Here is an 18,405-nt window from a genome sequence, read left to right as displayed (position 1 = left end):
CGCCAACAAGCCCGCACTCAACGGATCAACACCGAACGCCGGCTCAACGCCGAACTCGACAAACCCCCTCCGTACTAATCGAATTCGATGGTGATCAGCTTGCAGGCGATTCGCTCATATTCCGAGCATCTGTCCGCTGCCCGGGAAGCGTCCGGATATCCGCACACCCCATCTAGGCTCGTCGGCATGCCTGACCCACAACCCACCAACTGGGCCGCCGGCCGCTATCAAGCCGTCGCCGAACAGATCGCCGTCATCGCCGGTGAGGTCGTCGCCACGGCCGACCGGGTGCGGCCGGTCCGTGACACCACTCTGGTCGACCTGGCGTGCGGCACCGGAAGCGCTGCACTGGCCGCCGCCGAGGCCGGGGCCCACGTCACCGGCGTGGACCTCACCGCCGAGCTGATCGCCATCGCCTCGGGGCGAACTGGAGCCGACGCGGTGCAGTGGGTGGTCGCCGACGCCGCCCACACCGGATTGCCCGACGGCGAATTCGGCACCGTGGTGTCGAACATGGGGATCATCTTCGTCGAGCCCACCGGCCTGGTCACCGAGGTCACTCGGCTGTTGACCCCGGGCGGGGTATTCGCGTTCTCCACCTGGATCCGTGACCAGGCCGGCAGCCCGTTCTTCACCCCGATCGTCGAAACGCTGGGTCAACCGCCGGCGTTGGCCTATTCGCCCGATCAGTGGGGCGATCTCGATGTCGTACACTCGCGCCTCAGTGCCGGATTCAACGATGTTCATTTCGAAACCGGCTCACACACATGGCAATTCGACTCTGTCGAATCAGCGGTCCGATTCATCTCGGACGAATCGCCGATGCATGTCGACCTGCTGAGCCGACTGGATGACACGATGCGGACCCGGCTGATCGGGGCGTTCACCGCGGCGCTGAGCGCACAGACCGACGACGACGGCCGAGTCGCCTTCGACGCGCCCTATGCGGTGGTGACGGCACGCCGCAAGGCGTGAACGACGGGGCGCTCTAGCGCGGACGCGTCCCACCGGACAGCATGGTCTCGACGCTGTCGGCGAAAGCCGCGGTGGTGAAACAGGTTGGTTCGGCGAACTCTTCGAGCGTGAGCGCGTCGTTCCAACTGGCGTCGGCCGCGGCACGCAACAGGGGTTTCGTCATCGCCACCGCGTGCGGCGGCAACGCGGCCACCCGCGAACACCATTCGTCGGCGGTCGCGAGCAGTTGCCCATGGGCGACGACCTCATGCACCAGGCCCAGCCGCTGCGCGGCTTCGGCGTCGATGTGCTCGCCTTTCAGGTAGTAGGCCAGCGCGCCCTGATAACCGAGGCGGCGGGTCAGCGCCCAGCTGGTGCCGACCTCCGGGATCAATCCGAGGCGGGCGAAGGCAGGCACGATGACGGCCTTCGCGCTGGCGATGGTCAGATCACAGGTGAGCGCCCAGGCTAGCCCGACACCGGCGGCCGGACCGTTGAGGGCGGCCACGAAGACGGTGTCCGAACCCGCGATGAGTCGGGCGATACCACCGAATTCGCGTCGTATCCAGCGCCATACGTCCGCGGTCCCCTCGGCCTGGTACCGATTCTCGACGGCCGCACGCATCATGCGCAGGTCGCCGCCCGCGCTGAAACCCGGATCGGCGCCCGTCAACACCACGGCACGAATGTCGTTGTCGGCCGCCAGCTCCTCCAGAGCCCGACGCAACTGCCGGACCAGCGGTGCGGACAGGACGTTCAGCCGGTCGGGTTCATCGAGGGTCACCACCGCGCGGTCGGCGCTGCGCTCGACCAGAATCCGTTGTGGCGCAGCCGGATCGTCACCTTCGGCCACCATGCTGCGATACAAGGGCTTGTCCATCAGGAATTCTCCTCAATTCGTTTGGTATGCAATGCATTCCATGCCGCATCGGCGAATATCTCGACGACCTCGCTGTCCATCTCGGCGACACCGCCGGCCACCCAGTGGCGGGCGTACTCCTGCGCAGGGCCGAACCACAGGGCGGCCGTGACACCAGGCTGGATGGCCGCCAGCACGCCGTAGGCGCGGTGCGGCCGCCACCAGTCTTGGATCGCTGCGAAGAAGTCCTGATTGGCGGCCCGCAGTGCGATGCTGTCGAGCCTGTCCCCCAGCAGGAGCACGGCTTCGCCGCGGTGCGCTGCGATCCAGTTCAGGTGATGCCGTACCCCGCCGCGGATTCCGTCTTCGGCGGTGGCCTGCCCGCGCAGCATCTCCACGAACCCACTCTGATATTCGGCCATGACCTGGGCGTAGACCGCCGCCGCCAGAGCCGGCTTGTCAGGGAAGTGATGGTAGAGCGATCCGACGCTCACCTCGGCCTCACGCCGCACCTCATCCAGCGTCGGGGCGATGGTCCCCTCCGCCGCGAACCGTCGCCGCGCGACCGTCAGCAGTCGGTCCCGCGCGCCCCAACCCTTTGACGGCGCCACGAGGATTACTCTATCAAAACCGAGTAATCCTCTAAAGAGCTGTCATTCTGCCTGATACAGGATTCCGCGCCCGATCGCCTCACGCACCTCGGGCAGCGCGGCCGACGCCAACGCGTCGGCGTCCACCCCGTGATGAGTGGCCAACAGCTGGATCAAGGTGCCCAACGGCACCTCCCCACGGCAGCCCGCCAGCAGCGCCCGCAGTACCTCGTCGACCCCGATGACTGCGGCCGGGCCACCCGGGCGGCGCACCGCGGCCCCGACCTCCTGCCAGCCCTCCGGTCCAGGCAGCGACTGTGCCTCCAGAAAGACCGGCGCCGTGCAGAGCCGGGCCGCCAGCAGCGCGTCGTCGGAGGTGTCGCGCAGGTAGGCCCTCCGGGCGAAGAACGCGTCCACCTCCGCTCCGGTGACCGCCTCGTCGGCGCCGGTGATCTCCTCGAGGATCTGCTCGGGCGGTTCCCCGTCACGCGGGACCCGCAGCGAGATCATGCCCATGCCGACGCCGGCGATGCGCTGCTCGGTGAACCAGTCGAGCCATTGCCCACCCCGCTGAGCCTGCCGTTCGAGGTCCTCGCCTGCATCCGCCAGCCACAGCGACACATAGCTGACCGGGTCGGCCAGTTCACGCTGCACCACCCAGGCATGCAGGCCGGTGCCGGCCAGCCAGCCGCGGACGCGATCCCGCCAATCTGAGCCTTCTCGGCCTTCTCCACCGTCACGCACGATCCAATTCGCCATGATGTGCGCGGTGCCACCCGGCAGCAGATGATCACCCACCTGCTCGATAAGGCTCTGGCACAACGCATCTCCGGCCAGACCGGAGTCTCGGTAGATGTAGTCGCGGGCACCCGAGCCGACCACGAACGGCGGATTGGAGACAATCAGATCGAAACGCTCGCCCGCCACCGGCTCGAACAGGCTGCCATGGCGCAGATCCCACGACATGCCGTTGAGCCGCGCGGTCATCGCGGCCAGTGCCAGTGCCCGCTCGTTGGTGTCGGTTGCGACGATCTCGTCGCAGTGTGCGTCCAGATGCAGTGCCTGAATACCGCATCCGGTTCCGAGATCGAGGGCGCGGCCGACGGGATTACGCGCGACGGCGCGCGCCAATGACACCGACGCCCCGCCGATCCCGAGCACGTGATCGTGGTGCAACGGCCCGCGCCGCACTGCGGCGTCCTGATCGGAGACCACGTAAAAATCCCGGGTTCCGTCGCTGTGCGGGCGGATGTCGAGGGCGGCCCGAACCTTGTCACCGCCCGATTCCAGGACACCTCCCGCCGCCAGGGTCTGCAGGTTGGTCGACGGGAACGCCGCCTCGACGAGCTCGGGCGCCTCCTCGGTTCCGAGTAGCAGCAGGCGCACCAGTACGGCCAACCGCTGCCGGTCGGCCGGAGCGGCATGGGTGGCCCGTAGGACCGGCCACCACGCGCCCCGGCCCAGCGCGGCGTTGGCGTCAGCGCCCAGAAGCTCGGCCACCCCGTCGGTGGTGAATCCGGCCGATCGCAGGTCGGCACCGATCGCATCGAGAAGGCCGGCGTCGAGACCTCCGTCAATCGCGCTCAAAACAACCCCATCTCCTCGGGCTCAGCCGGCTCGATGAGCTCGGGGCCGTTGTTGCGGACACTGTTGACCAGTCGAGACACCTCACGAACGGCGATCCGGTCCAGGTCCCCGTGACCGCGCAGCAGCCCCTCGTCGATGGGGGCGTCGGGATCCATCCAGCGGTCCCAGTCCGGTGCGCTGATGGTCAGCGGCATCCGATCGTGGATCTCGGCGAGCGGACCGGCGGCGTCGGTGGTGATGATCGTGCAACTGAGCAGCGGCGGCTGGTCCCTGGGCGCACCCTGCGGACGCCACGTGGTCCACAGCCCCGCCATGAACAGCAGCTCACCGTCGGCGCCGTACATGTAGTACGGCGTCTTGGCCACCTTTTTGCCGGCTGCGCTCGCCTCGGTGTTGGGCTTCCACTCGTACCAACCGTCCATCGGGATCAGACAGCGCTTGTTCTTGGCGGAGTTGCGGAAAGCCGGTGAGGTGGTGACCTTCTCGGCGCGCGCATTGATCAGCAGTGGTCCCTTGGTATCCGGACCGCCGCCCTCGGCCGTCTTCACCCACGGCGGGATCAGCCCCCAGCGCATCGACCGGACTCGGCGGGACGATTCGTCCTCGGGTTCGGTGTGCCGTTTGACGACGCTGGAGATGGTCGTCGTGGGAGCCACGTTGTAGTTGGCGCCTGCCACGTCCTTGTCGGCCTTGTCGGCCTTGTCGCCCGAGCTCGCTGCAGTCTCATCGAGCGCCTGTATTTTCTGCGCCAGCAGCGCAGGATCGGTGGTCACCGCGAAACGTCCACACATAGTGCCCATGGTTGCAGAGTCCGCGGACAAGGCAGGATGTAGTGCGTGAGCGCACGTGAGGAGCAGATGACACATTGGCCGGCTCCGTCGGCCACGACCCCCGTCGACGCCACGGTGACGGTGCCCGGTTCGAAGTCTCTGACCAACCGCGCGCTCGTGCTGGCCGCTCTGGCCACCGCACAGGGCCCCTCGACGGTCATCGGCGCGTTGCGCAGCCGCGACACCGATCTGATGATCGACGCCATCCGCAGCCTGGGCGTCAGCGTGACACCGGCCGAACATGACGACACCGCGTTGACGGTCAGCGGCCGCATCGCGCCGGCCCCGGATGCGCGGGTCGACTGCGGACTGGCCGGTACCGTACTGCGATTCGTGCCTCCGATCGCCGCATTGGGCACCGCGTCGGTCACGTTCGACGGCGACGAGCAGGCCCGGGCCCGACCGATTTCACCGCTGCTCAATGGGCTGCGCGGCCTGGGAGTCGACGTCGACGGAGACGCGCTGCCGTTCGCGGTGCGCGGCCGGGGCGCTGTGGCCGGCGGCACCGTCGAGATCGACGCGTCGGGGTCCTCGCAGTTCGTTTCCGGACTGTTGTTGTCCGGTGCGACATTCACCGACGGGCTCACCATCGTGCACACCGGCACCTCGGTGCCCTCGGCCCCGCATGTGGCGATGACGGTGGCGATGCTGCGCGACGCCGGCGTGCAGGTCGATGACTCGGTCCCCAACCGCTGGCGGGTCTCCCCCGGGCCGATCGCCGCGCGGGCCTGGCATATCGAGCCCGACCTGTCGAATTCCACGCCCTTTCTGGCCGCTGCCATCGTCACCGGCGGAACGGTGCGGATCGCCGACTGGCCGTCGGCCAGCATCCAACCCGCCGACACCATCCTCGGCCTGCTGGCGAAGGTGAATGCGGCTGTTCACCAACGTGATTCATATCTGGAGGTCCGCGGCGCCGAAGGCTACGGCGGGTTTGACGCCGACCTGCACGACGTCGGCGAGCTCGCTCCCACAGTGGCCGCGCTGGCCGCACTGGCCGATGTCGGCTCGACGTCACGACTGCGCGGCATCGCACATCTGCGCGGACATGAGACCGATCGACTGGCCGCACTGACCACCGAGATCAACGGACTCGGTGGCGACTGCTCCGAGACCGAGGACGGCCTGCTCATCACGGCGCGCCCGCTGCACGGCGGAACCTGGCGTTCCTACGCCGATCACCGGATGGCCACGGCCGGAGCGATCATCGGCCTGCGGGTGCCCGGCGTACAGGTGGAGAACATCGAGACCACGGCCAAGACCCTGCCCGAGTTCCCGCTCATGTGGGAGCGGATGCTGGCGGGCGACCCGCCCGCGAGGGGGAAGTAAACCACCTTGGGAGCGCGGGAATACGACGAGTCCGATGTCCGGATCAGGCCGGGCCGCGGGACCCGTCCGCGCACCAAGATCCGCCCCGACCATGCCGACGCCCAGTCCGCGATGGTGGTGACCGTCGACCGCGGCCGGTGGGGCTGCGCCCTCGACCGCGATCCGCATCACCACGTGGTCGCGATGCGGGCCCGTGAACTGGGCCGCACCCCGATCGTGGTTGGCGACGACGTCGACATCGTCGGCGATCTGTCCGGCCGGCCGGATACCCTGGCCCGGATCGTGCGTCGTGGTGAGCGTCGAACGGTGTTGCGCCGCACCGCCGATGACACCGATCCGACCGAACGGGTGGTGGTCGCCAACGCCGATCAGCTGTTGATCGTGGTGGCGCTGGCCGACCCGCCGCCGCGTACCGGATTTGTCGAACGCGCGCTGATCGCCGCGTATGCAGGCGGGCTGACACCGGTGCTGTGCCTGACGAAATCCGATCTGGCCGCCCCCGAACCGTTCGCGGCGCAGTTCGCGGATCTGGACCTGACCATCGTCACGGCAGGCCGCGAGGATCCGCTCGACGCAGTCGCACCGCTGCTGGCCGATCAGGTCACCGTGTTCCTCGGGCATTCCGGCGTGGGCAAGTCCACGCTGGTGAATCGTCTTGTCCCGGAGGCAGATCGGGCCACCGGAGAGGTTTCCGGGGTGGGCAAGGGCAAGCACACGTCCACCCAGTCGGTGGCGATACCGCTCGACGGCCAGGGCTGGGTGATCGACACCCCCGGGATCAGGTCCTTTGGACTGGCACATATTCAACCGGACGACGTGATCAGGGCGTTCTCGGATCTGGCCGACACCATCGAGGACTGTCCGCGCGGCTGCGGCCATATGGGCCCGCCCGCCGATCCCGAATGTGCACTGGACAGCCTGACCGGGCCGGCAGCGGGCCGCGTCGCGGCGACCCGACACCTGCTGACCGCTCTACGCGAAGCCTGACCTGCCCTGACGTCTCAGCGACTATGGTCGCTGAACGTGGCTACTTACGTTCTCACCGGCAGCGCCTCAGGGCTTGGGGCGGCAACCAAGAAACGGCTGGAATCCGACGGGCATCGGGTGATCGGCGTCGACCTGCGCGGCGCGGACGTGAACGTGGACCTGAGCACCCCGGACGGACGCGCGGAGGCGATCGTCAAGGTGACCGAACTGGCCGACGGCGGTATCGACGGTTTCGTCCCGTTCGCCGGTCTGGCGGCTGCAACCGGCCGTCCGGCGCATCTGCTCATCGCCGTCAACTACTTCGGCGCGATCGAGCTGCTCGAAGGCCTGCGCCCACTGCTGGCCGGCCGCGAGAACGCTTCGGTGGTACTGATCAGCTCGAATTCGACTACCAGCCAACCTAATTGGCCGGTCGAATTGGCCGACGCCTGCCTGGCCGGTGATGAGGTGGGCGCCAACACCGTCGCATCCACCTTCGGCGATTTCGCGGCGCTTCAGGCCTACCCGGCCACCAAGGCCGCCCTGGCGTACTACGCCCGCACCAAGTCCGCGGAGTACATCGCCGACGGCATCCGGCTCAACGCGATCGCACCTGGGCTCATCGACACTCCGATGACCGAGGAGGGGCGTAAGGACCCCTTGACCGGTGAGGGGATGAAGCAGTTCCTCCAGACGATTCCCGCCGGGCGCGGCGGGCGGCCCGAAGAGGTGGCCGCGCTGGTGGCGTTCCTGCTGAGCCCCGAGGCGAGTTACTTCGTCGGGTCCGTCATCTTCGTCGACGGCGGTATCGACGCCGCGCTCCGGGGCAGGGACTGGCCGAAGGTGTGGGAACTCAACATGTGAGAGGTCAGTGCTTGGGCTTGGCCTGGTCGGCCGCCGCCTGCTGCTGCTCCTGCTCGGCCTGCTGCTTGGCCTCCGCAATGGCTGCGCGCCCCTCGGGGCTGGCCGCCGAGTTGCCCGGGGTCTTGGCCGTGGCCACCCCGGCGTTGCAGTTCAGGTCCAGCAGCACGGTGTCGGTGACCGGCGAGAAATTGTCACCCTTGTGCCAGTGCGCCTTCTCCGAGTGGGTCACCACGCAGTCGTCGTCGGCCTCGGAATCGCCCGAGCGAGCGGCGACCACACCTTTCATCCCGGCGTCGGACAGCGCCGACTGCACGTCGGAGTATTTCTGCCCGGCGTAGTCGTCGGCCGCGGCGATCCCGGTGGCCAACACGCCCACGGGGACGGCCGAGGCGCCGAGCACCATGGCAGCCGCAAGTAGCTTCCTCATCCCGAACTCCGATCCGGCGGTGCCTACCTGTTGAGGCCACAGGTTATGAGCGACGACTGCGAGGACCCTGGGAGTGCGTCGGGCAATTGCTTGGAATCCGAGCCCAACAGCGCCCAACGTGAAGAAGGTGTCGAGAAATCAGCGATTTCTCGACACCTTCTTCACATTCGAGCAGTTCAGCGGCGGCGCCAACCGCGCACGGTCTCGATGGCTGTCTTCAGGCCACGCCGACGCCCGGTCTGGGGATCGGTAACCCCATATCCGTCGAGTTCGTCGAACATCCGCTCGCTGCGCGTCTCGGGCGCATTGTCGCGGGTGTCCCGCAGGAACCGGTCCGGCAGCGACAGTTTGGCGATCGTGCGCCAGGTCTTCCCGTACTGCACCAGGAACGGCCCCGTGGTGTAGGGCAGGTCGTACTTGTCGCACAGCGCCCGCACCCGGACCCCGATCTCGGCGTACCGATTGCTCGGCAGATCCGGGAACAGGTGATGCTCGATCTGGTAGCTCAGGTTGCCGCTCATGAAGGCCAGGGCCGGACCCGAGTTGAAGTTGGCGCTGCCCAGCATCTGGCGCAGGTACCACTGGCCGCGGCTCTCACCGACCATGTCGGTCTTGGTGAATTTCTCTGCGCCATCGGGGAAATGGCCACAGAAGATCACCGCGTTGGCCCAGACGTTGCGGATGACGTTGGCCACCGCGTTGGCCTTGAGCGTCGACTTGAAGGTCGCGCCGGGCGACAGCGCGGTCAGCGCGGGCCAGACGACGTAGTCCTTGGCGAGCTGGTTGCCGGCCTTCACCCCGAACTCGCGAACCCGGACCAGCGTGGCCTTTCGGTCGTCACGCCCCTTGGAGATCTTGCCGAGCTCCAGGTGCTGCAACCCGACGCCCCATTCGAAGCCGATCGCCAGCAGCGTGTTGAACAGCAGGTTGCCGTAGAGGTTGAACGGCTTCCACTTGGCATCGCGGGTGACGCGAATGACGCCGTAGCCCACATCATCGTCCATGCCGAGGATGTTGGTGTACTTGTGGTGCATGAAGTTGTGGGTGAACCGCCAGTGCTTGGACGCCCCGCTCATGTCCCACTCCCACGTCGAGGAGTGAATCTCGGGATCGTTCATCCAGTCCCACTGGCCGTGCATGACGTTGTGGCCGATCTCCATGTTCTCGATGATCTTGGCCACGCCCAGGGTCACAGTGCCCGCCCACCACGCCGAGCGGCGCGAGCTTGCCGCCAGCATCAGGCGGCCCGCCACCTCGAGGGCGCGCTGACCGGCGATGGTGCGACGGATGTAGCGCGCGTCGCGCTCACCGCGGGAGTCTTCGATGTCTTGCCGGATCGCATCTAGTTCTACGGCGAGACTCTCAATGTCGGCATCAGTGAGATGCGCGAACTCGGGAACGTCGGTAATTGCCATCGTCGGCCTCCTCTCGCTTACCTACGGTAGCGTAACCTACGATGCCGTAGGTTACTAGCCGGTAAAGTTTAAACGTCCAGCACGCAGTCGCCGGACGCTGCCGAAACACACGTCTGGATCCGAGTTCCGGGCTCGTGTTCGACGCCGGTACGCAAGTCGCGCACATGCCCGTCGACCAGGCTCACCACGCACGACTGACAGATGCCCATCCGGCAGCCGAACGGCATCTGGATACCCACCTGCTCGCCGGCGTCCATCAACGGCGTTGCGCCGTCAACCGTGATCTCCTTGCCGCTGCGCTCGAACGTCACCGTGCCGCCGGCGCCGTGCGGGGCAGCCCGCGACACCGCGAACCGCTCCAGGTGCAGATTGTCGGCGATACCGGCGACTGACCACACCCGTTCAGCGTCGTCGAGCATGCCTTCGGGCCCACACGCCCACACTTGTCGTTCCCGCCAATCGGGAATCACGTCGTCGAGCTGCGCCAGATTCAGCCTGCCCTCGGTCCGCGTGCTGCGCAACAGCAGCCGGTAGGTGGGGTGCGCATCGTGCAGCTCAGCCAGTTCCGATCCGAACATCACATCGGATTCCGTTGGGGCCGAATGCACATGGACGATATCGGTGATCTGATCGCGACGCACCAGCGTGCGCAGCATCGACATCACCGGGGTGATGCCCGAGCCCGCCGTCACGAACAGCACCGACGCCGGAGCCGGTTCGGGCATCACGAAGTTGCCCTGCGGGGCCGCCAGTCGCACCACCGTGCCCGGCTGCAACCCGTCGACCAGGTGGGTCGACATGAACCCCTCGGGCATCGCCTTCACGGTGATCGCGATGGTGCGTGTGCCCACCACGTGACCAGTGCTCGCGGGAGTCTTTTCCGGCGCCGAGGTGAGCGAATACGACCGCCAGCGCCAGCGGCCGTCCATCAGCACGCCGATACCGACATACTGGCCGGGCTGATAGTCGAACGAGAATCCCCAGCCGGGTTTGATCACCAACGTCGCGGAGTCGGCAGTTTCCCGCCGCACCTCGACCACCCGGCCGCGCAACTCCCGCGCCGACCACAACGGGTTGGCCAACTTGAGGTAATCGTCGGGCAGCAGCGGTGTGGTCACCTGCCCGACGATGCGACGCAGTGCGTTCCAGCCGGGACGTCGCTCGGCACCGGCAATGGTCGGGCGGACCGTATCGGCCACATTGGCCGAGACCTTGATCGAGTTCTTGGCCATCAACCTACGGTACCGTAGGTTACTGTCCCGTAGCTAGTCGTACGAGCGCCATCGGAGGTCAGGACACCAAAGTGTTCTTGTACGTCTTCCCGTCCTTCATGATCACTTTGAAGTTGCGCTCCGGGTCTGCGACCAGGTCCAGGCGTGCCAACGGGTCGCCGTCGACCAGCAACAGATCCGCCAGGGCACCCTCTTTGACCACGCCCAGCTTGCCCGCGTAGGGGCTGCGCTTGCCCGACATCGCCAGCAGTTCGGCGTTGGTTCCGGTGGCCATCGTCAGCGTCTCGGCGGGCGAGAACCATTTGCCGAGGCCGGCCAGCAGAGCCCCCTGTTTCGGCGCCAGCTGCGGCGAGAACAGGATGTCGGTACCGAACGCGGTCTTGAGCTTGTACTTGCGGGCCAACTGGTAGACGTTGCTGACACCGTCGACGATCTCCTTGGCCTTGGCGGCCTCGTCGGAGCCCGGCGGGAACGCGCCGATCATCTCGGCCGGGATGGGCTGCGTGCTGAGCCAGATGTTCTTGTCCGCCATCTCCTTCGCCGTTGCCTCGTCCATCAGATGAGCGTGCTCGATGCACGTGACCCCGGCACGGATCGCCTGCTGGATCGTCTGCGGGGTGTAGGCGTGCACGGTCACATACGTGCCCCAGTTGCCGGCCGCTTCGGTGGCCGCCCGCAGTTCGGGTTCGGTGAAGGTGGTGACGTCGAGCGGACTGTGCGGCGAGGAGACCCCGCCGCCGGCGGTCAGCTTGATCTGCGACGCCCCCTGGAACAACTGCTCGCGGGCGCGCAACCGGACCTCGTCGGGGCTGTCCGCGATCATGCTGCCGCCCAACTCCTCCTGCCTCGATGGCGGACCACCCGGGCTGCGGGGCAGATCTGCCGGTTGCCGGAAGTCGCCGTGGCCGCTGGTCACGCTGATCATCGCGCCGGAGGGGAAGATGCGGGGGCCGTCCGTGACCCCCTCGTCGATGGCCTTCTTGAGACCGAAACTGGGGCCACCGAGATCGCGCACCGTGGTGAAGCCACGCATCAGCGTGTCTTTCGCCTCATCCCCTGCCAGCAGATTGAGATAACCCACGTCCAGGTTCAGCAACTGGTTCGCGGGCGGCCGCACGAACATGGTGTGCCAATGGTTGTCGATCAGGCCGGGCATCAACGTCCGACCACCGCCGTCGATTACCGTGGCGCCCGGATCGGCCGGCAACGGCTCCGTGGAGATCTGCTCGATGTGGTTGCCCTTGACCCGCACATTCGATGGCGCCGACAGCCGATCCGCTTGGCCGTCAAAGATTTTCACGTTGCGGAAATCCGTCACCGTCGCCCCGGGGCCGGTCGCTGCCGGTGGCGGGGGCTGCCGAGTTTCTGCCGGGGCACCCGGCTCGGTGGGGCCTGCCGATGAGGCGTCACCGCCTCCGGTCGAACACGCCGCACTGGTCAGAACCACGGCCATCAACGTCAGCAAGCCGATTCCGCGCATCAAAATCCCCCATCCAGTTGATTCAGAGCAGTTCGAGCAGGAAGGGCAACTCCTGCGGGGCATACCACGCCAGGTCGTGATCCTGGGCGTCGCCCACCGTGAGTTCCGCGTCCTCATCCCCCATGTCCGCCTCGTCGACAACATCGACCGCGGCCAGCACCGCCGACTCCGCGTCGGCATTGTCGACGTACACCGCGACCACGGCCTCGATGGGCAACGGTCCGGACAACCGCACGACGGCGTCGTCGAGGTCGGGACGGATCGTGACCTCCCCATCCGCCCCCGTATCGGCCACCACCACCGCGCGGCGCGGCGGCAGACCTGAATCGGCCGGCCCGCCGGCCAGCAACCGCAGGGAAGCCAGCGCGGCTTCCCGCAGGGCCACCTCGGCAAGTTCGTCGTCGTCGCCCTCGGCGTAAGCCTCCCGCAGTGTCGGGGTGACCGCAAAGGCCGTTCCGTTCACGACGAGCAGGTAACGGTCGGCGACGAGCTGCTGCAGGGCGACCAGGGTCGTCGGGATGTAGACGCGCACACCGCGAGGTTAATCGTCCTCGGCGTCTCTTCGGTCGTCGGCTTGCGGGTCCTTCTCCACCGAGATCACGAAATCGTCGCCGTGCTGGGTGACACCGGCGACCACCGCATCGTTGACGGCTTCCAACGCGTACTCGCGGCGCACCACCAACGGATCCTGCCGCAGGTCCCGAACCAGCGACACCGCGAGCCCGATCATCACCAGGACGAACGGCACCGCGACGATGATCGTGATCGACTGCAGACCGTTCAGCGCGTCGGCACCGCCGACCAGCAGCATGACGGCCGCCACCGCACCGGTCGCGACGCCCCAGAAGATCACCGTGGGCCGGGTCGGTTTGATGGTGCCGCGCTCGGACAGCGAACCCATCACGATCGACGCGGCATCCGCACCGGACACGAAGAAGATGGCGACCAGCAACATCACCACCACACTGGTGACCGTCGCGATCGGATACTCGCCGAGCAAACTGAACAGCTGCTTCTCCTGGCTGCCCATTCCGGCCAGGTCCACCCCGTTCTGCTGCTCGAAGATGGCCGCGCCGCCGAACACACAGAACCAGACCACCGACACCACGCTGGGCACGAGCAGCACGCCCGTCACGAATTGCCGGATGGTGCGGCCACGGGAAATCCTGGCGATGAACATCCCGACAAAGGGGGTCCAGGAGATCCACCATGCCCAATAGAAGATGGTCCAGCTCTGCAGCCAGGTGCTGACCGCGTCGCCTTCGGCGCCCGTCCGGGCGGCCATCTGCGCGAGATCTCGGAAATAGCTGCCGATGGAGGTCGGAATCATGTTCAGCATGAACATGGTCGGGCCCACCAGGAAGATGAACAGCGCCATCCCCAGCGCCAGCACCATGTTGATGTTGGACAGCCACTGGATCCCGCGCGCCACCCCCGACACCGCCGACAGGACGAACGCGACGGTCAGGACCGTGATGATGCCGATCAAGATGGCATTGCCGGTTTCACCGATTCCGGCGACGATGTGCAATCCGCTGCGGATCTGCAGCGCGCCGAGGCCCAGCGAGGCCGCGGACCCGAACAGCGTGGCGAAGATCGCCAGCATGTCGATCACCTTGCCCCACGGCCCGCTGGCGTGTTTACCCAGCAGTGGCTCGAACGCCGCACTGATCAGCTGCAGGCGGCCCTTGCGATAGACGCCGTAGGCAATGGTCAGGCCGACGACGGCGTAGATCGCCCACGGGTGCAGCGTCCAGTGGAACATCGTGGTGGCCATCGCGGTCTCCGCGGCCTCGGGATTGCCCGGCCCGCCGGTGCCCGGTGGCGGGGAGTCGAAATGCGACAGCGGCTCGGAAACCCCGAAGAACATCAGACCGATCCCCATGCCGGCGCTGAACATCATCGCCACCCAGGACACCGTGCGGAACTCCGGTTCATCGTCGTCACGGCCCAGCGGGATGTTGCCGTAGCGGCTCATGGCCAGCCAGATCACGAAGACCACGAACCCGGACGCGGTCAGGACGAACAGCCAACCGACATCGGCCATCACCCAACTGAGTGCGTTCGACGATGCCGCGGCAAGAGAACCGGTGTTGACGAAGCCCCAGACCAGGAATGCGAGAGCGATGACGGCGGTGACCCCGAACACCACCCAGTCGACGCCGGCCCGGCGGGTGTAGGCCTTCTGTTCGACCGGGACGTCGAGCACCGGATGGTGGGGTACCACCTCGGCAACCGACTTGAGCGCATCTTCAGTTCTTTTGACTACTGATTTCTTGACGTCTTGCGTGTTGTCGTCGGATCGACTTTTTCGTATCTCAGCTGGCATGATCAATTCATCAGACCGCGAATTGCAGCTCAGGTCAAACAGCCCACACGTTGCGCCAGGTTTATCTGGCCGCCTCGAGCAATTCTTCGAGAGACTCACGGAACAGGCTCGGCAACACGTCGACGTCACTCATCGCGTCCCGGTCGGCATTGATCCCGAAGTACAACTTGCCGTCGTACGACGTCACCCCGATGGCCAGAACCTGGTTCTGCAACAGTGGCGGCACCGCGTAAGTCTCCAGCAATTTGGTGCCCGCGATATACATCTGCTTCTGGGCCCCGGGCACGTTGGTGATCAGCAGGTTGAACAGCCGCGCCGAGAAGCCCGTCGCCACCCGAATACCCATGGCATGCAAGGTCGGCGGTGCAAATCCGGACAGCGTCACGATGGTCCGCGCGTCGACCAGGCTGGCCGCGGTGGAATGCGATTCGGTGGCATGAGCGATCTGCGACAGCCGCACCACCGCGTTGCCCTCGCCGACCGGGAGGTCGACCAGGAACGGCGATACCTCGCTGATGGCCTGACCCGGCCCCGTGGAATCCAGTTCGGCATCCGGGTACACCGACATCGGGGCCATCGCCCGCACCGTGGTGGTCGGGGTGACGGGTTCCCCGCGCGACAGCAGCCAGTTGCGTAGCGCGCCGGCCACCACGGCCAGGACCACGTCGTTGATGTCGCAGTTGTAGCGGGCCCGCACCAGCCGGTAATCCTCCAACCGATGCTCGTCCACCGTGAACCTGCGATTGCGCGAGACCGTGGTGTTGAGCGGGCTGCTGGGGGCGGTACCGCGTGCCACCGTGCGGGCCACGTCGGCAACTCGACGGCCCACCGCCGCCAGTTCGCTGGCACTCGTGGCCACCTCGGCCACGGTGTCGCGCAAGGCGGCGAGCTGCGTGGTCGGCCGGGTGATCCACTCCCCGATCGCGCCGAGTACCAACTGACGGTCGCTGGGTCCGCGGGTCGGGATCCAGATGTCCTCGCCGAACTCCGGCGGCTTCTGCGCGCGGTCGACGATCACGTGCCCGATCTCGAGGGCGGTCATCCCGTTGACCAGGGCCTGGTGTGTCTTGGTGTAGATCGCGATGCGGTTCTTGGTCAGCCCTTCGACCAGGTACATCTCCCACAGCGGACGGGTCCGGTCCAACGGCCGCGAGCCGAGCCGGGCGATCAGGTCGTGCAGCTGCGCGTCGCTGCCCGGAGACGGCAGCGCCGAACGCCGGATGTGGTAGGTGATGTCGAAATCCCGATCATCCACCCACACCGGTCGGGCCAGGCCCAGCGTCACCTCACGCACCTTCTGGCGGTAACGCGGAATCTGCGGCAACCGATGCTCGACGGTCTCCAACAGGGTCTCGTAACTCAGGCCGGCCCGCGGCTTGCGCAGGATCGACAAGGACCCGACGTACATCGGCGTGGCGGTGTTCTCCAGATGGAAGAACGCTGCGTCGGACGCCGACAGCCTGTTCACCATGCGGCGCCAACCTCCCCTCGTCGCTCCGCTCGAACCACGTCACGTTAACTGGCGAATCTGCTGTTGTGCATCACGGGTGCTGCCCCGCGTCAATTTCACGCCGGAGCTAGCCGGAGTTCATGCCGTAATCACCGAGAGCTCCCAGTGCCCGCTGCCCTCCAGCTGCAGACGCGACCGGTGATGACGGTCGATGGTGGACCGGTGCCCCACGCTGACCACCACGCAGTCGGGTAACTGTTCACGCACAAGTCCATACATGGCGTCTTCGAGTCCCTCGTCCAACGCGGAGGTCGACTCGTCGAGGAACACCACCCGCGGACGGACCAGCAGCACCCGCGCAAAGGAGACCCGCTGTTGCTCACCCAGGGACAACACCGACGACCAGTCGGCCTCGTCGTCCAGGCGCTCGGTCAGATGCCCGAGGGCCACCGCGCGCAACGTATCCCGCAGTTCGCTGTCACTCACGTCGGCAATCGGCAGCGGGTACACCACCGAGGCCCTCAGATCTCCCAGTGGCAGGTATGGCAATTGGGGCAGGAACAGCGTCGCCCATCCGGGCGGGTACTGCACCAGTCCCGCTGTCCGCGGCCACAACTCGGCCAGGCTGCGCAGCAGGGTGGTCTTACCGCACCCGGACGGACCCTTGACCACCACACTGTCACCCGGGTTCAGCACCATCGACAGATCGGTGATCATCGGCCGCCCCTGCAGGTCATCCACCTGCACCTCGGTGAGCGCCAGCGAATCCCGGGTGGCCGCGACCGAGATCCTGGGCAACTCCCGTGCCCGGTGATCGTGAGCGAGCATCTGGTCGATACGCATCAGGGCGGCGCGGTAGACGGTGAACTCGTCATAGCTCTCACGGAAGAACGCCATTGCGGCACAAACATTTCCGAAGGCCGCGACAGTCTGCAGCAGACCACCGAGCGTGATCTGGCCGGCGAAGAACCGAGGCGCCTGCACGATGTAGGGAATCATGCCCGTCGTCACGTCGCCGACCCCGCGGTTCCAGCCGCCCAGCCGCAACTGGGCGAACACGATCCGCCACATGTTGGTGATGATCTCGGCGAACCGGGAGTGCAGCAGTTGCCGTTCGCGCTCCCCGCCGCGGTAGAACGCGACACGCTCGGCACTGTCACGCAATCGAACCAGCGCGTACCGGAAACTGGCGCTGAACCGTTCGTTGAGGAAGTTCAGCCGCACCAGCGGGCGGCCGATCCAGAACGCGACGACGGTCACCGTGATCGAGAAGACGAACGCCACGAACACCATGGCCCGCGGAATCGTCCAGCCACCCAACTGCAACGGACCGGACAGTTGCCACAGCACGCCGGTGAACATGACGATCAACAGCGACCTGTTCACCGCTCCGATGCTCATGTCCACCGACTTGGTGGTGAACGTCTCGACGTCCGTCTGGATGCGCTGGTCCGGGTTCTCCACCGGCGGGTCCAGAAAGCGGTTGCGATAGAACGCATCGCCGGTCATCCAGTCGTCGACGAGGCGGGTGTTGAGCCAGATGCGCCAATGAATCGAGAACACCCGGCGCAGGAACAGATCGACCACTGTGTAGATCACGGTGAGTGCCACCAGAATCCCACTGATCGCAAACGACGTCATGAACGCCTGCCGTGCAGCGTCGAGCTTCGCGCCATCATGGGTGGCCAATGCCTCCGCACCGGCTTGCACCGCATTCATCAGGTCCGCGTACTGGTAGGTGAAAATCACCACCACCCGCGCCGAATACACGGTGTGCCAGAGGATGAACGCCAGCAGCGCCCAGGTGCGCCAACTGCCCGCGCCGCTGAAAAACGGCGCGTTGACCCGCCAGAACTGCTGTCCCCACCGGGTGAATCTCGCGATGAGCAGTGCCACGGCCAGGAACACCACAAGCGTGATCACCCACGCCTGCAGCGTCCACAGCAGCGAGCGCAGCGGCTCGGCCGGCCAATCGATGCTGGGCTGAACCATTCCGCCCCCCTGGTTCGACGACTCTCGTCACGCTAACCGGCGAAACCGAGCGCCGGATCATGCGTGCTTCCGGCACGCCGAACCCATGCGATCATGGGTAG

Annotated in this window: 16 protein-coding genes; 4 read left to right on the top strand and 12 right to left on the bottom strand. The window is 66.5% G+C overall.

The genetic code is table 11. The features are described from left to right. Positions 1 to 186 precede the first annotated feature (186 nt). A complete protein-coding gene (locus HBE63_RS03645; protein ID WP_166903354.1) occupies positions 187 to 975 on the top strand; it encodes a class I SAM-dependent methyltransferase in 789 nt (262 codons plus the stop codon). Between the two features lie 13 nt (positions 976 to 988). Here HBE63_RS03645 and HBE63_RS03640 read toward each other — a convergent pair whose 3' ends face one another. From HBE63_RS03640 to HBE63_RS03625, 4 genes are read right to left on the bottom strand one after another with little or no spacing between them, the layout of a single operon-like run. Next, on the bottom strand, positions 989 to 1,834 hold the full coding sequence (locus HBE63_RS03640; protein ID WP_166903352.1) for an enoyl-CoA hydratase/isomerase family protein: 846 nt from the start codon (positions 1,832 to 1,834) through the stop codon (positions 989 to 991). After that, positions 1,834 to 2,424 carry a TetR/AcrR family transcriptional regulator gene (locus tag HBE63_RS03635; protein WP_166903350.1) on the bottom strand — a complete coding sequence of 197 codons (591 nt, stop codon included), beginning with the start codon at positions 2,422 to 2,424 and terminating at the stop codon, positions 1,834 to 1,836. Before HBE63_RS03635 ends, HBE63_RS03640 begins: the two co-directional genes overlap by 1 nt. 42 nt (positions 2,425 to 2,466) lie before the next feature. After that, entirely contained in the window at positions 2,467 to 3,990 is a 1,524-nt protein-coding gene (locus tag HBE63_RS03630) for a methyltransferase (RefSeq protein WP_371814910.1), read from the bottom strand. Further along, positions 3,987 to 4,781: an SOS response-associated peptidase gene (locus tag HBE63_RS03625; protein ID WP_208301289.1), complete on the bottom strand. Its 795-nt coding sequence runs from the start codon at positions 4,779 to 4,781 to the stop codon at positions 3,987 to 3,989. The genes HBE63_RS03630 and HBE63_RS03625 overlap by 4 nt, the downstream gene beginning before the upstream one ends. A gap of 66 nt (positions 4,782 to 4,847) precedes the next feature. Here HBE63_RS03625 and aroA point away from each other — a divergent pair, with 66 nt between their 5' ends. From aroA to HBE63_RS03610, 3 genes are read left to right on the top strand one after another with little or no spacing between them, the layout of a single operon-like run. Next, positions 4,848 to 6,149 (top strand): 3-phosphoshikimate 1-carboxyvinyltransferase, encoded by a 1,302-nt coding sequence (gene aroA / locus HBE63_RS03620; RefSeq protein WP_166909326.1) that lies wholly within the window; start codon positions 4,848 to 4,850, stop codon positions 6,147 to 6,149. Between the two features lie 6 nt (positions 6,150 to 6,155). Further along, the gene (rsgA, locus tag HBE63_RS03615) at positions 6,156 to 7,136 is read left to right on the top strand and encodes a ribosome small subunit-dependent GTPase A (RefSeq protein ID WP_166903346.1); all 981 of its coding nucleotides are present in this window, start codon (positions 6,156 to 6,158) and stop codon (positions 7,134 to 7,136) included. A 36-nt stretch (positions 7,137 to 7,172) separates the two neighbouring features. Then, complete coding sequence (locus HBE63_RS03610) at positions 7,173 to 7,979, top strand: SDR family oxidoreductase (protein WP_166903344.1); 807 nt, start codon at positions 7,173 to 7,175, stop codon at positions 7,977 to 7,979. Between the two features lie 4 nt (positions 7,980 to 7,983). On the opposite strand, the gene HBE63_RS03605 is transcribed toward HBE63_RS03610, so the two are convergent. The 8 genes from HBE63_RS03605 to HBE63_RS03570 form a co-directional block, all read right to left on the bottom strand. After that, entirely contained in the window at positions 7,984 to 8,406 is a 423-nt protein-coding gene (locus HBE63_RS03605) for a hypothetical protein (protein WP_166903342.1), read from the bottom strand. Positions 8,407 to 8,582: 176 nt separating this feature from the next. Further along, positions 8,583 to 9,821, bottom strand: a complete 1,239-nt coding sequence (locus HBE63_RS03600) for a fatty acid desaturase (protein WP_166903340.1) — start codon at positions 9,819 to 9,821, stop codon at positions 8,583 to 8,585. A 68-nt stretch (positions 9,822 to 9,889) separates the two neighbouring features. Then, the gene (locus HBE63_RS03595; protein ID WP_166903338.1) at positions 9,890 to 11,053 is read right to left on the bottom strand and encodes a ferredoxin reductase; all 1,164 of its coding nucleotides are present in this window, start codon (positions 11,051 to 11,053) and stop codon (positions 9,890 to 9,892) included. Positions 11,054 to 11,111: 58 nt separating this feature from the next. Then, positions 11,112 to 12,533: an amidohydrolase family protein gene (locus tag HBE63_RS03590; protein ID WP_243858483.1), complete on the bottom strand. Its 1,422-nt coding sequence runs from the start codon at positions 12,531 to 12,533 to the stop codon at positions 11,112 to 11,114. Between the two features lie 22 nt (positions 12,534 to 12,555). Further along, positions 12,556 to 13,065 (bottom strand): hypothetical protein, encoded by a 510-nt coding sequence (locus HBE63_RS03585; RefSeq protein ID WP_166903336.1) that lies wholly within the window; start codon positions 13,063 to 13,065, stop codon positions 12,556 to 12,558. A gap of 9 nt (positions 13,066 to 13,074) precedes the next feature. Further along, a complete protein-coding gene (locus HBE63_RS03580; protein ID WP_166903334.1) occupies positions 13,075 to 14,862 on the bottom strand; it encodes a BCCT family transporter in 1,788 nt (595 codons plus the stop codon). 61 nt (positions 14,863 to 14,923) lie between these two features. Further along, complete coding sequence (locus tag HBE63_RS03575) at positions 14,924 to 16,333, bottom strand: wax ester/triacylglycerol synthase family O-acyltransferase (RefSeq protein WP_166903333.1); 1,410 nt, start codon at positions 16,331 to 16,333, stop codon at positions 14,924 to 14,926. A 117-nt stretch (positions 16,334 to 16,450) separates the two neighbouring features. Next, the gene (locus tag HBE63_RS03570; protein ID WP_166903331.1) at positions 16,451 to 18,304 is read right to left on the bottom strand and encodes an ABC transporter ATP-binding protein/permease; all 1,854 of its coding nucleotides are present in this window, start codon (positions 18,302 to 18,304) and stop codon (positions 16,451 to 16,453) included. Positions 18,305 to 18,405: the final 101 nt, after the last annotated feature.

The organism is Mycobacterium sp. DL440, from assembly GCF_011745145.1.
Taxonomy (GTDB): domain Bacteria; phylum Actinomycetota; class Actinomycetes; order Mycobacteriales; family Mycobacteriaceae; genus Mycobacterium.
Note: the sequence above shows the minus strand (reverse complement) of the source record. Positions and strands in the feature narration are given on the sequence as shown.